This is a genomic window from Enterococcus pallens ATCC BAA-351 (genome assembly GCF_000407485.1).
Lineage (GTDB): Bacteria > Bacillota > Bacilli > Lactobacillales > Enterococcaceae > Enterococcus_A > Enterococcus_A pallens.
In genome coordinates, this window is sequence record NZ_ASWD01000007.1 from 127,144 (window position 1) to 140,343 (window position 13,200).

The 13,200-nt window shown below is 37.5% G+C and carries 15 protein-coding genes; 2 read left to right on the forward strand and 13 right to left on the reverse strand.

All coding sequences use genetic code 11. The annotated features are described in order from the left end of the window. Nucleotides 1-45: 45 nt before the first annotated feature. A complete protein-coding gene (locus I588_RS24090; protein ID WP_010755997.1) occupies nt 46-927 on the reverse strand; it encodes a phosphate ABC transporter substrate-binding protein PstS family protein in 882 nt (293 codons plus the stop codon). Between the two features lie 163 nt (nt 928-1,090). Between I588_RS24090 and I588_RS24095 the strand changes: the two genes are divergently transcribed. Then, nucleotides 1,091-1,291 (forward strand): hypothetical protein, encoded by a 201-nt coding sequence (locus I588_RS24095; protein ID WP_010755996.1) that lies wholly within the window; start codon nt 1,091-1,093, stop codon nt 1,289-1,291. Between the two features lie 44 nt (nt 1,292-1,335). Here the strand turns inward: I588_RS24095 and I588_RS24100 are convergent, their stop codons facing one another. Genes I588_RS24100 through I588_RS24110 form a run of 3 tightly spaced genes read right to left on the reverse strand, consistent with a single transcriptional unit; the run spans nt 1,336 to nt 3,603 of the window. Then, a complete protein-coding gene (locus tag I588_RS24100; protein WP_010755995.1) occupies nt 1,336-1,875 on the reverse strand; it encodes a DUF924 family protein in 540 nt (179 codons plus the stop codon). 47 nt (nt 1,876-1,922) lie between these two features. After that, a complete protein-coding gene (locus tag I588_RS24105) occupies nt 1,923-3,092 on the reverse strand; it encodes a pyridoxal phosphate-dependent aminotransferase (RefSeq protein ID WP_010755994.1) in 1,170 nt (389 codons plus the stop codon). 52 nt (nt 3,093-3,144) lie between these two features. Continuing rightward, nucleotides 3,145-3,603: a hypothetical protein gene (locus tag I588_RS24110; RefSeq protein ID WP_010755993.1), complete on the reverse strand. Its 459-nt coding sequence runs from the start codon at nt 3,601-3,603 to the stop codon at nt 3,145-3,147. 183 nt (nt 3,604-3,786) lie between these two features. Between I588_RS24110 and I588_RS24115 the strand changes: the two genes are divergently transcribed. After that, entirely contained in the window at nt 3,787-4,140 is a 354-nt protein-coding gene (locus tag I588_RS24115) for a hypothetical protein (RefSeq protein WP_010755992.1), read from the forward strand. A gap of 98 nt (nt 4,141-4,238) precedes the next feature. On the opposite strand, the gene I588_RS24120 is transcribed toward I588_RS24115, so the two are convergent. From I588_RS24120 to I588_RS24160, 9 genes are all read right to left on the reverse strand, one after another. Continuing rightward, complete coding sequence (locus I588_RS24120; RefSeq protein WP_010755991.1) at nt 4,239-4,502, reverse strand: type B 50S ribosomal protein L31; 264 nt, start codon at nt 4,500-4,502, stop codon at nt 4,239-4,241. A gap of 98 nt (nt 4,503-4,600) precedes the next feature. Next, a complete protein-coding gene (gene rho / locus I588_RS24125) occupies nt 4,601-5,896 on the reverse strand; it encodes a transcription termination factor Rho (RefSeq protein ID WP_010755990.1) in 1,296 nt (431 codons plus the stop codon). Continuing rightward, the gene (gene murA / locus I588_RS24130; protein WP_010755989.1) at nt 5,893-7,164 is read right to left on the reverse strand and encodes a UDP-N-acetylglucosamine 1-carboxyvinyltransferase; all 1,272 of its coding nucleotides are present in this window, start codon (nt 7,162-7,164) and stop codon (nt 5,893-5,895) included. Before murA ends, rho begins: the two co-directional genes overlap by 4 nt. A gap of 276 nt (nt 7,165-7,440) precedes the next feature. After that, a complete protein-coding gene (locus I588_RS24135; RefSeq protein WP_010755988.1) occupies nt 7,441-8,310 on the reverse strand; it encodes a class II fructose-bisphosphate aldolase in 870 nt (289 codons plus the stop codon). A gap of 188 nt (nt 8,311-8,498) precedes the next feature. Further along, nucleotides 8,499-10,109 carry a CTP synthase gene (gene pyrG / locus I588_RS24140; protein WP_010755987.1) on the reverse strand — a complete coding sequence of 537 codons (1,611 nt, stop codon included), beginning with the start codon at nt 10,107-10,109 and terminating at the stop codon, nt 8,499-8,501. 185 nt (nt 10,110-10,294) lie between these two features. Then, nucleotides 10,295-10,747, reverse strand: a complete 453-nt coding sequence (locus I588_RS24145; protein WP_010755986.1) for a YueI family protein — start codon at nt 10,745-10,747, stop codon at nt 10,295-10,297. Between the two features lie 358 nt (nt 10,748-11,105). Beyond that, nucleotides 11,106-11,363, reverse strand: a complete 258-nt coding sequence (locus I588_RS24150) for a hypothetical protein (protein ID WP_010755985.1) — start codon at nt 11,361-11,363, stop codon at nt 11,106-11,108. A gap of 12 nt (nt 11,364-11,375) precedes the next feature. After that, a complete protein-coding gene (locus I588_RS24155) occupies nt 11,376-12,293 on the reverse strand; it encodes a nitrilase-related carbon-nitrogen hydrolase (RefSeq protein ID WP_010755984.1) in 918 nt (305 codons plus the stop codon). A gap of 13 nt (nt 12,294-12,306) precedes the next feature. Next, nucleotides 12,307-13,167 (reverse strand): helix-turn-helix domain-containing protein, encoded by an 861-nt coding sequence (locus I588_RS24160; protein ID WP_139243981.1) that lies wholly within the window; start codon nt 13,165-13,167, stop codon nt 12,307-12,309. Nucleotides 13,168-13,200: the final 33 nt, after the last annotated feature.

Sequence of the window (13,200 nt, forward strand, 5' to 3'; positions counted from 1 at the left end):
CGAAAGAAAGCATTCGTATCGAAAAACTGATACGAATGCTTTCTTTTATTTTACATTTCCATCTACATCTCGTTCGATCTTCATAGAAGTGATTGGCAGGTAGCCTAATTCTTTAACTGGACCTGATTGAATCTCTTCAGAAGTCATGTATTCCAAGAATTTCGCTAACTCTCCCTCAGGCTCACCATTGGTATACATATGTTCATAAGACCAGATTGGCCAGTCATTATTTGCAATCGTTTTTTCATTTGCCTCTACCCCATCTAATTTCAACGCTTGTAGACTGTCATCTAAATAAGATAGTGCTAAATAACTAATTGCTCCTGGCGTGTCTGCAACAATTTTTTTAACTGTGCCAGAAGAGTCTTGCTCTTGAGACTGAATAGGTTCAGCGCCATCCAAGCCCCATTTTTCAAAAGTTGCTCGGGTTCCACTACCACTAGCCCGATTCACTACCGCAATTTCTTGGTCTTTTCCACCAACATCTTTCCAGTTAGTAATCTTTCCTGTAAAAATATCAACCAATTGTTGTTTAGTTATATCCTCTACTCCTACATCTTTGTTAACAACTGGTGCAAAGCCGACAACGGCCACCCGATGATCAACTAATTTCTCAGCATCAATTCCATCTTTCTCTTCCGCAAAAACATCAGAATTTCCGATTTCAACAGCTCCTTCTGACACTTGACTTAAACCAGTTCCACTGCCGCCACCTTGGACAGAAATCTGAACGGTAGGATTTTCTTGAGTAAAACTTTCTTGGGCTGCATCCACTAACGGCTGCAAAGCAGTAGAACCGACTGCTGTAATTTTTGCTCCATTGGAAGTATTAGAACTACTTCCTGAAGATTCGCTAGTATTGCCGCCTGAGCCACAACCGGCTAATAAAATACTCGATACGAATAAAGCTGCTAATAATTTTTTCATTCCACACGCTCCTTTGTTTTTGGTACATTTCGACTTTAACAAGCCAACGTTAAGACAAGATGGAGTTCATGTAAATGAATTGTTAAGGTCTGTAAATTTTAAGTAAAGCGAATTGATTTCTATTTTCCCGGTTTTGACGTACAATACCAGCGAGGTGAGAAAAATGTTAACTATCCATTATCGTAACAACGATCAAACAAATCAAAAAACTTACCAAAATGCTAAAGACTTTCTGGCAGCGCAATTAAGAGAAGTTCCCGATTTACCAGACTACTACCACGTAGATGAAGCTTGGTTGGACGATCAAAAGCTTTCACTAACTGATTCAACCATTGCTGGCCTGTATAATTATTTAGCACAATAAAAAAGAGGTTTCTGTAGACAATTTCTTCTACAGAAACCTCTTTTTTAAAAGGATGAATTGGGTTCTTTTAGAAACATTAACTCTTCTTGAGTTGAAGAACGATTCAGAATAGCATTTCGATGAGGATAGCGACCAAAGCGTTTAATAATTTCATAATGCCGCTTTTCAAAGTCTAAATTATTCTCCATTCCCGGCTCTGAGAAAAGTTCTAATGCTTGCTGATGGATGACTAAAGATTCTGAATGCATAAAAGGCATATAAACAAATGAGCGTTCTTCAACTGTCAATTCATTCAACTCTTTTTTAGCAATAGCTTCTTGTGCAAGTACTAAAGCCATCCCATCATAAGCAAATGACCGTGGATCTCCGCGAAATAAATTTCGTGAAAACTGATCTAAAACTAAAATCTCAGCCAGTCTCCCTTGAATTGTTTCCCGCCAAGAGGCTTTTTCTCCTTGAATCACTTGCTGATGTACGGCTTCGAAACGTTCTCGAATCCGTTGATCAAACTGATTATCTTTTTTGAACCATTGTTCTGGTGTAGACTCTACAAACCAAAAATCTAAAATTATTTGACTATCCATTATTTCCCCTCCTTCAATTTAAAAAAAGAAGCAGGAAGATCCCGCTTCTACTTACCTTCTACATATGCTCTTAATCGTTTCGCAGCTTCTTCCAAATTCTCCAGAGACGCAGCATAACTTAGCCGAATATAACCCTCTCCTTCTTCGCCAAAAGCGATACCAGGAATCACCGCTAACTGATTTTTCTTCGCTAAATCTAAACAGAAAGCCATTGAATCCGAACCAAATTGTTCTGGGATTTTAGCAAAAAGATAAAAAGCTCCTGATGGTCGAGCAACCTCAAAGCCCATATCAGTCATTTCTTTGTATAAATAATCCCGACGTTTGCGATATTCTTCTCGCATCACTTCTCCGTCAGTTATTCCTTGAATTAAAGCACGAACTGCAGCTTTTTGTGAAATAGTTGAGGCTGCTGTAACTAAATATTGGTGAACTTTGATAATTTGCGCAGTTAAGCTTTCCGGTGCAAAGATGAAGCCAATTCTCCAACCAGTCATCGCGTGAGATTTTGACAAGCCATTGATTAAGATCGTTTGCTCCCGTAAATATTTGGCAAATGATACATGTTTCGCTTCATAATTCAATTCACTATAGATTTCATCACTAATAACAAACACATCGTACTTAGCTAGTGTTTCTGCCAATGCTTTGACCTCAGCTTCATTGTAAGCCACACCTGTAGGATTTGATGGTGAGGTAATAATAACTGCCTTAACAGCATCGCCATGCTCCTGCATTGCCTGATCAACCTGCTCCGGTGTTAAAACAAAATCACTGTCACGAGTATCAATATATACTGGTTCAGCGTCAGCCAATAGAATGAGCGGCTCGTAACCAGGATAAGTAGGTGCTGGCAGTAAAACTTTATCTCCTGGCTCCAAAATTGCTAACAAACTTGCAGAAATAGCTTCGGTTGCTCCAACCGTTACTAATACTTCCGACTGACTATCATATTTTACATCATACTTTTTAGCAACAAATTGACTAGCTGCTTCCCGAACATCTAATAGTCCTGACATCCCAGTATAATGACTGTAATTTTCTTTAATTGCTTGCTCACCAGCCGTTTTTACATGTTCAGGTGTATTGAAGTCTGGCTCTCCCAATGTCAATTTTAACATGTTAGGAATGCCTGAAACCTGCTCATCGAATTGGCGGATTAATGAGACCGCAATCTTGTATACATTTGGATTAAATCGTTTGTCTAATTTGTTCATACTACCCCTCCATTTCTAATCATATTATCATAATTAGAAATATAGTAAAGTCCTAAATCGATTTATTTTTCAGACAAATGTTAAAGGCAAAATACCAACCTACAGAAATCACTAAAGAAAGCAAAGCGATCATGTAACCTGGTTCAATGGATAAAAGCAATGCACGCAAATAAAAATCCACATCGCTCATTCCCGACTGGGAGAGTCCAGTGGGGCCAATTATAATGCGAGGGAGCATTGAAAAAATCGTTGAAAACATGATTTGAAAAGCAATAATAACAACTTGAAGAATGTAATTCTTTTTGAAAAATTCTGAGACTAACATACCTGCCAATAAAAGAAAATATAAAATTGTCAATGTTCCAAAATTTCTTGCTACAAGAATACCTGAGCCATCGATTGGCCTGAATATTTCGACATCTTGAACAACAGAACTAAACCATTGAAACGGAGAAACAATTGCAGGCACTAACCAAAATACTAGGTAAAGACGCGATAAGTTTTTATTCATGGGGACATACTTCCTTCTAATTAAAGAATTGTGGTACTGTTTGAATTTTCTCACAAATTACTTACGTTTTCTTGATAACCAGCTAAATTATTTTTCATTATAGTACAAAAAGAGATAAATGGCATTGAAATTACGTTAGAAAAAATATAAAATAACTGAGCAGTTCACACAAGGAGAAAAATTATGAACAAAAGCTTTTGGCAAAAAATTCCTTTTATCTACTTATTGCTACCTTACGCTCATCTATCATTAATAGTAGATTATTATTTACACTCTTTAACTGGTATCATTGTATCAATCTTGATTACAGCTTTTTTAGGATTTTATGCAAGGAAAACTAATCAACTTTCTGTCCTTCTAATCTCTAATTTTTTCAATTTTTCTGTTTCATATGCTTTAACAAAGATCAAAGGCTTATTTCATACGCCTCACATGCTTCATTCACCATACCTAACAATAACGTTGCTCTTGCTGCTCTTTTTATTAGCACAAGGAATCGGAATTTTTTGGGGCGGATTATTTTCTGTAAGGCATTGAACGTCTTACTAGAAATTGTAAATTCAAGTCAAAAAAAGACCTTCCTAAAATAGGAAGGCCTTTTAAGTATTGGCTTAACAATACTTTTGGTTTTTGTCTTATTCTCCAGCGTTTGCGTCTTTGAGACCGTATTTCTTGTTGAAACGATCGACACGTCCATCTGCTTGAGTGAATTTTTGACGTCCAGTATAGAATGGATGAGAGTCAGAAGTAACTTCGACACGAATCAATGGATAAGTGTTTCCGTCTTCCCATTCAACTGTTTCTTGAGAATTCTTAGTAGAACCTGACAAGAATTTGAAACCAGTTGTTGAATCCATAAATACTACCGGATGGTAATTTGGATGAATTTCTTGTTTCATAGTTTTTTTCGCTCCTTTGCCCTGAAACATTTGCTGAATCAGAGTTTGTTTGCAATACGCAACAGATATATACTATCATGAAAGATTCACGAATGCAATTATCTTTTCAGATTTTTTCTCGGTGTTCGATTTCCAAACGAAACATCTCTAAAGGCATCAAAAAATGCCTGATTACTTTTAGACTTTTTCAAGAAAGTAATAAACTGGTTGGTGTATTCTAAAGAATCTCCTACCATATTTTTGCGAATTTTCCAAATCTCTTCCAGCTTTTCCGGTGCCATTAATAATTCTTCTTTGCGTGTTCCTGATTTCTTGATATCAATAGCAGGGAAAATACGACGTTCAGATAATTCTCGAGAAAGTTGCAGTTCTAGATTCCCAGTTCCCTTGAATTCCTCGTAAATTACATCATCCATTCGGCTACCGGTATCGACTAGAGCAGTTGCCAAAATCGTCAAACTACCGCCTTCTTCAATATTCCTCGCAGCACCAAAGAATTTCTTCGGTTTGTACAAAGCAGCTGGATCAATACCACCACTCAAAGTACGTCCACTTGGTGGAACAACTAAATTATAAGCCCGTGCCAGACGTGTGATACTATCCATTAAAATAACCACATCACGTTTGTCTTCAACCAAACGCATCGCACGTTCCAAAACTAATTCAGATACGCGTGTATGATTTTGTGGTTGTTGATCAAAAGTTGAATATACAACATCCCCTTTTACACTGCGCTCAAGATCTGTTACTTCTTCTGGGCGCTCATCTACCAAAAGAACAATTAATTCTACATCAGGGTAATTATCTGTAATTCCGTTTGCAATTTCTTTGATAATGGAAGTTTTACCGGCCTTCGGAGGTGCAACAATTAGTCCACGTTGGCCAAAACCGACAGGAGAAAAAATGTCGATCATTCGTGTTGACAGACGTCCAGGGGTAGTTTCTAAGATCATCTGTCTATCAGGGTATAAAGCTGTTAAAGCAGGAAAATGTGGGCGTTCCTTGGCATCTTCCGGATCCTTGCCATTAACGCTCTCAACATGCATTAATCCATAATATCGCTCAGATTCTTTTGGTGGTCGCGCCTTACCTGCCACCTTATCGCCGTTACGCAATCCGAAACGACGAATCTGAGAAGCTGAAATATAAATATCTTCAGCACTCGATCCATAATTAATCGGACGTAAAAAGCCGTAGCCATCTTGACCGACGATATCCAAGACTCCTTCCATAATAAAGAAGCCTTGTTTTTCCGCTTGCGCACGAATCACCGCAAGCGCCAATTCCTTTTTATTCATTTGGCTGTAGTAAGGAATCTTGAAGTCACGCGCATAAGTATAAATTTCTTTCAGCGTTTTGTTTTCAAGCTCAGCCATTGTTAAGTAATCGCTCATTCTTTTTCCTCTTCCTCAATCATTTCAATTGTAGCTCCAAGCGCAGTTAATTTTTCAATAATATGATCATACCCACGCAAAATATACTCGACATTGTAAATAGTAGTAGTGCCTTCTGCCATTAATCCCGCAATTACTAAACAAGCACCAGCCCGTAAATCAGAAGCAACTACCTCTGCCCCATGAAGCTTACTTGGTCCGTTTAAGACGATCATATTGCCTTCTACAGTAGCATCAGCACCCATTCTGACTAGTTCTGGAATGTGATTGATCCGTTTCGAATAAATAGTATCAATAATTTCAGCAGTTCCTCCAGCTGTTAAAAGCAATGGTGTAATGGGCTGCTGCAAATCGGTTGCAAAACCTGGATAGGGTGACGTAGTAATATCGACAGCTCTTAAACTTTCTGAAGGCAACACATCAATGCTATCCTCAGAAATATTCATTTTAACGCCCATTTCTTCTAGTTTAGCAATAAAGCTTTCAATATGCTCGTAAATGACATTATTAATCTTTATTCCCTTGCCAATAGTCGCAGCCAATGACAAATAAGTCCCCGCTTCAATTCGATCAGGAATAATTGAATGAATACATCCGTGTAGTTCTTCAACGCCTTCGATTCGAATTTCATCTGTACCTGCTCCACGAATCTTCGCACCCATATTGTTCAATAAAGTTGCTACATCAATAATTTCAGGTTCACGAGCAGCATTTTCAATAATCGTTCTGCCTTTAGCCTTTACAGCTGCCAACATGACATTTATTGTAGCACCAATCGATACCACATCCATAAAGATTCGATCTCCAGTAAGGCCTTCTTCATCTGTACGCAAATAAATAACCCCATGTTCATTGGATACATCTGCGCCTAAACTTTCAAATCCTTTTATATGCAAATCAATTGGACGAGGGCCTAAAAAACAGCCGCCGGGCAAACCAACGACAGCCTCACCAAATTTGCCTAGCAATGCGCCCATAAAATAGTAAGAAGCTCGTAAAGAATTAATTTTACCGCTAGGCATTGGAATTGATACGATCTTACTAGGATCAATTTCCATTCGATTATCTGCAAATTTTACTGTAGCACCCATAATCTCTAAGATCTCAATTAATGAATGAACATCTTGAATATCTGGTACACCTTCTAATACAACGGGAGAATCCGCCATAATTGCTGCTGGTATTAAAGCAACGGCACTATTTTTTGCGCCGCTGATAGTTACTTCACCTTTTAATGGCTTTCCGCCTTGAATCACAATTTTTTTCATCTATATTCACCTATTAAGTTATTTACATTTTACATGTAGACCATCTTTCATTTTAGCACATAATGGTTCAGTAAAAAAGATAGTACTGACTAAATTAATCGATGAATTATAAAAGGTTTCTTAAAAAGCCAAATACATTTTAAACTGGGCAGATATTTTTTCTGAGACGGAGTAAAATTATTTTTCATTTTTGTAAAATCAAGACAAAGAAAGCTCTTTTGAAGCAAAAGAAAAAACCTCAGATAAATTTATCCGAGGTTAAAGACTAAATCAGTATTAAGCTTTGTTTGCAGAACCGAACCAGTCAATGTGTTCTTCAGCATCTTTGACAATTGCAGCAACACCTGGTGCCAATAATTTACGAGGGTCAAAGCCTTTTCCTTCTTTATCTTTGCCAGCTTCGATGTATTCACGAGTAGCTTTAGCAAATGACAATTGGAATTCAGTGTTAACATTTACTTTAGAAACACCCATTGAAATAGCTTTTTGGATTTGTTCTTGAGGAATACCAGAACCGCCGTGTAATACTAATGGCACTTCAGAACCTACAGCATCAGCAATTGCTTGTAAATGATCAAATGCTAGGCCTTTCCAGTTTTCAGGGTATACACCGTGAATGTTACCAATACCACATGCTAGGTAGTCGATACCAGTACCAACCATTTGTACACATTCGTCAATGTCAGCTAATTCGCCAGCACCGATAATTCCGTCTTCTTCTCCACCAATTGAACCAACTTCACATTCAACTGAAACGCCTTTAGCGTGAGCTTTTTCTACAACGTCTTTAGCCAATTTCAAGTTTTCTTCGAATGGTAAATGAGAACCATCAAACATAACTGAAGTGTAGCCAACTTCGATACATTCTAAAGCAGCTTCGTATGATCCATGGTCTAAGTGAATAGCAACTGGAACAGTAATGTCCATAGATTCAACTAAATCACAGATGATATCTTTAGCAACTTTATAGCCGCCCATGTATTTAGCAGCGCCCATAGAAGTTTGGATAAGAACTGGTGCTTTTTTAGCTTCAGCTGCGCGCAAGATTGCTTGCGTCCATTCTAAGTTGTTTGTGTTAAATCCACCGACTGCGTATCCACCTTGACGTGCAGCTTTTAAAAATTCAGCTCCTGATACTACTGGCATAAAAAATTCCTCCTAAGTAATCTTTTTGGCTAAGACATCGTCTTAACTAACGATCTAATTTTAACAAAGATTGCCTAACATTGCTACTACAATCCTTTCTTAAAAGCCTTTACATTCGATAAAACTTATGACTTTGCCTTTTTTTAGTAAAAAAGACTGAAACAGCCCTCGCTATTTCAGTCAAAATCTTATTTCTCTTCTTTGTTTTTTAATGAAGCTCCCACAAAAGCTTTAATTAATGGTTGTGGACGATTTGGACGAGAAATCAGTTCTGGATGGAATTGGCATCCAACAAAGAATTTTTTCTCTGGTAGTTCTACAATTTCAACCAGTCGATTATCTGGAGAAACCCCAGAAAATACCATTCCTTGATCTTCAAACAACTCACGATAACCATTGTTAAATTCATAACGATGACGGTGACGTTCTTGAATCACTTCCGCATTGTCATAAGCTGCAGCAGTTTTAGTTCCCTTTTTCAATTTACATGGATACAGTCCTAAGCGCAATGTCCCACCAAGGTTTTCCACGTTTTCTTGATCCGCCATCAAATCAATAATATTATTTGGGGTATCAGGAACTGTCTCTGCTGAATTAGCATCTTTTAAATCTGCTACATTACGTGCGAACTCAACACAGGCCATTTGCATACCTAAGCAAATACCTAAGAATGGAATATCATTTTCACGTGCATAACGAATCGCTTCAATTTTACCTTCAATTCCACGATCACCAAAACCACCGGGAACTAAAATTCCATCTGCATCGCTTAACTCTTTTTCCACATTTTCTTTCGTCAATTCTTGAGATTTAATCCACTTAATCTCAATATCAGAATCAAATGCAAAACCAGAATGTTTCAATGCTTCGACTACTGAGATATACGCATCAGGAAGTTCAACATATTTCCCAACCAAAGCAATTTTAGTTTTCTTCTTCAGGTTAAGCACTTTTTCTTCCAATGCACGCCATTCGGACATGTCTGCTTCTGGCGCTTCTAATTTCAAGTGATCCAATACGAATTGGTCCATGCCTTGCGCTTGCAATGCCAGTGGGATTGAGTAAAGAGTTTCTACATCACGAGACTCAATAACTGCTTCTGGTGCCACGTCACAGAACTGAGCCAATTTATTTTTCGTTCCTTGAGAAACTGGTAATTCTGTCCGAACGACTAAAATATTGGGTTGAATACCTAATCCACGTAATTCTTTTACGCTATGCTGAGTTGGCTTGGTTTTCATTTCGCCAGCAGCTTTCAAGTAAGGAATCAGCGTAGTATGAATGTACATAACATTATCAGAACCAACATCTGCTTTCATTTGACGTAAAGCTTCTAGGAAAGGCAGTGATTCAATATCCCCAACTGTTCCGCCAACCTCAGTAATGATAATGTCTGAATCTGTCATTTTTGCAGCCCGCATAATTTTAGATTTGATTTCATTGGTGATATGAGGGATTACCTGAACAGTTGCTCCCAAGTATTCACCTTTTCTTTCTTTGCGAATAACTTCAGAATAGATTTTTCCTGTTGTCACATTGGAGTATTGATTCAAATTAATATCGATAAATCGCTCATAGTGTCCTAGGTCCAAGTCAGTTTCAGCACCATCATCTGTGACGAAAACCTCTCCGTGTTGGTATGGACTCATCGTACCTGGATCTACGTTGATGTAAGGATCAAATTTTTGAATTGTTACCTTCAATCCGCGATTCTTCAACAAGCGACCAAGTGAAGCTGCCACGATCCCTTTTCCAATAGAAGATACAACGCCGCCAGTTACAAAAATATACTTTGTCATAAATGAAAAAACTCCCTCATTGTAGTTTGCAGGAAAAGTCTAGAAAATAAGAAAAACTCCCTATCCAAATGAATAGGGAGCGGAATTTTGCTAAACTTCTGACCCTCTTAAAAGGGTGCCCAAGCAGTATAATACCTACTCTGGCTCAAAAAGTCAACACCTTAAAAGGCTTGCTAAAGAATTTCTTATTTAAACAAACGGTTCCAAAAGCTTGATTTCTCTTTAGGCTTTTCATCTTCGACAGCCTCATGCAGCTCCGGATATTTTTTTTCAACATCGATAACAGGTATATTAACCGCATAGTCTGCTACTAACAGCAGCCCTATTTTTGAGTCGTCATCTGCTATCGCATCACTAACAACCGTAAAATCGATTCCCTTTTTCACAGCAACATTTATGTATTGCTGCTGAAGAGAAGTAGAAACCGCACCATTAATCAATATTCGTGCTGAAGGCTCTTTTTCTATTTCCTTTAACAAACCTACTTCATTCTCTCTATCCTGCATTTCCTTGATTGTCATACTTAATAAACAGCGTTCTCTAAATGTTCCTAGATACTCCTTCTGCTCATCAGGATTAATCTTAGGTGTTCCATATCTTCCCGCATCAAGATGCTTCTGCAAGTTATCTTCTGCCATTTTTTCACTTCCTCAAAATATACTTACTTACACTAAGTATATCAAAAAAATCTCTTCGTTAAAAATCTGGCTATATTTCACTTCTGTAAGAAAATATATGCTGATTCACACACGATTATCTCCCTCAACACTTAGATTACTGCCGTGAAGTTTTCGGACTAGTGGTTTCTCAACAACTACTTTTTGCTTTAATAGTTGCTATTTTAGTACTTTATAAACTGGATCATATTGACCTATTACCACTAATTTATATTCTATCCATTTATTTTAAATAAAAAATAACGGCTTTTTTGCAATTAATTTTCACTTAAAATACTAAAAGATCGAAGTTCTCCAACACCTTCGATCTCATTTATATTTATTTTCCTATAAAAATTTTCTTTGGCGTTTGTAAATTAGCCGAAGTATATGCGCACATAAAAGCAGTGCCATTAGGGTATTCTTCGGGTACCATTGATTCAAAGATGTCTTTTAATAGCGTATATTGATTTTCCCAAGTTTTCACTTGAATATCTCCCGCTTTTTCTATTAACTCTCTTTTGGTTATAGGAAAACGTACATCAAGCTGATTAAAGGTCTTCACGAAATAATGCATGCCGACATTTGGAAATCCCATTTCTTCACCCCCTTATTTATCCTCTAAATAGCTGTACATTGTCGAGTCCCGACCTGTTCCACAAGTATCTGGCGAAGCAGCTCCTCGGTGATTTCTTAACCAGAGAAGATCACCCATTAGTGCTTGCTTTTGAATCGCATCACACAGGCCTGGGTACAGGTCTGCTTTGAAGATATATGGAATTCCTACTGGTGCTTCAGCTATGATATCCCCTTCTGGGTTAACTACCATACTGCGACCAAATAAGGAATAGCATTCATCCATTTCAGAGTTGTTTGCTGCAATCACATATACCTTATTGAAATAAGCTCCAGCACGATTAGTAATTTCATATTGATTTTCAAATGGTGTCATATAGGTAGTTAGTCGTAAAACAACATTGGCCCCCTTAGATGCAGCCTCTCGCCAATTATCCTGATAATCACCATCTGAACAAATAATCGAGGCAATACGCGAACCCTTTGGACCTTCAAACACTCGAATTTCATCACCTGGACTAGAAGGCTCTACGGGATTCCAAGGCGTTACTTTTCGATAGATATCAACAATTTCTCCTTTATTATCAATTGTAATCGCACAATTTTTGTAAAAGTTACCATCTTGCTCATCTACACAGGCACCTACTGCGAGCCAAAGTTGATATTCTTTACAGACAGCTTTTAACTTAGCCAGTTCCGGACCATCTAGGGTGATACAACATAGTGATGCATGTGGTCCAACACCATTCAAAGATGCTTCTGGAGTAACAATCATATCAATTCCTGGAAAGCCAGTAATTGCTCTATCAATCCATTCGATAATTTTATCTACATTCTGCATAACTTCTTCACGCGTTTTTGGAACCACAGCAAGTTTCATTTGAAATAGTGCTACGCTTAAACACTCTGTTTCAATTTTTCCGTTAATGGGAAAGCAATTTCCTACATTCATTGATTGTCCTCCTTTAAACGACCGCTTTTTCCCTCTGGATTGTTTGTAATAATTTAGTAGGAGAAGTCTGAGTAAATAGCTGAAATTCATGGATTAAATGCGCTTGATCATAATAACCTAATTGACAGGCTACTTTAGCAAGTGTCGAATCATACTCAAAATAGACTGCTTTAATAGCGTTCTGAAAGCGAATTATTCGGCTGTAAAGTTTTGGAGAGACGCCAATCTTCTTTTGGAATACTCGCTGTGCGTACCGCTTTGAATAGCCGGTTTCTCTTGCAATCTTTTCCATAGAAAATGCGGTAGTTTCCGTGCAAAGTAACACTGAAAGGTATTCTGCTAAAACAGAACGACGATTTTCATCAAGGAAAAGCGAACGATGTTTATAGAGCAAATCTCTCCGCTCTTGAAAAGTCGATTTATGTCCAAGTTCCTGTAAGAAGTTCTCTGTATTTGTGAATTGATTAGTCAAGTCAACAACTTGATTAACAAACTTATTTTGATTCTGCTCTTTGCAGCATAATCCAACATTTGTATATGGTTTAATCCCAAAATAAAGAATATTGGGCTCAAACACCATTTTTTTTGCTTCAGTAAAAATCCCAAAAAATTTTCCAATCACATTCGTTTTACGAATTTCAAAAAGTAAATTGACACAAGCATCTGGCAGATATTCAGTCTCAATTGTTTCTAATGTCTGAAATTGATAGATTAATGCTTCTGTTTTCAAATGCTCCTTTGACCAAATAACTAAATTCTCTTGATAGTTTGACACACGCTCATCATGAGTAAATAATTGAAAAGGCTTAGCATCAATAATTCTGTTCTTCGTTTCCAAAACTTTCATATCGATCACGCTTTCTTTTTGATTCAATCAACAGTAATCATTTGAAAAAGAACTTCCCAG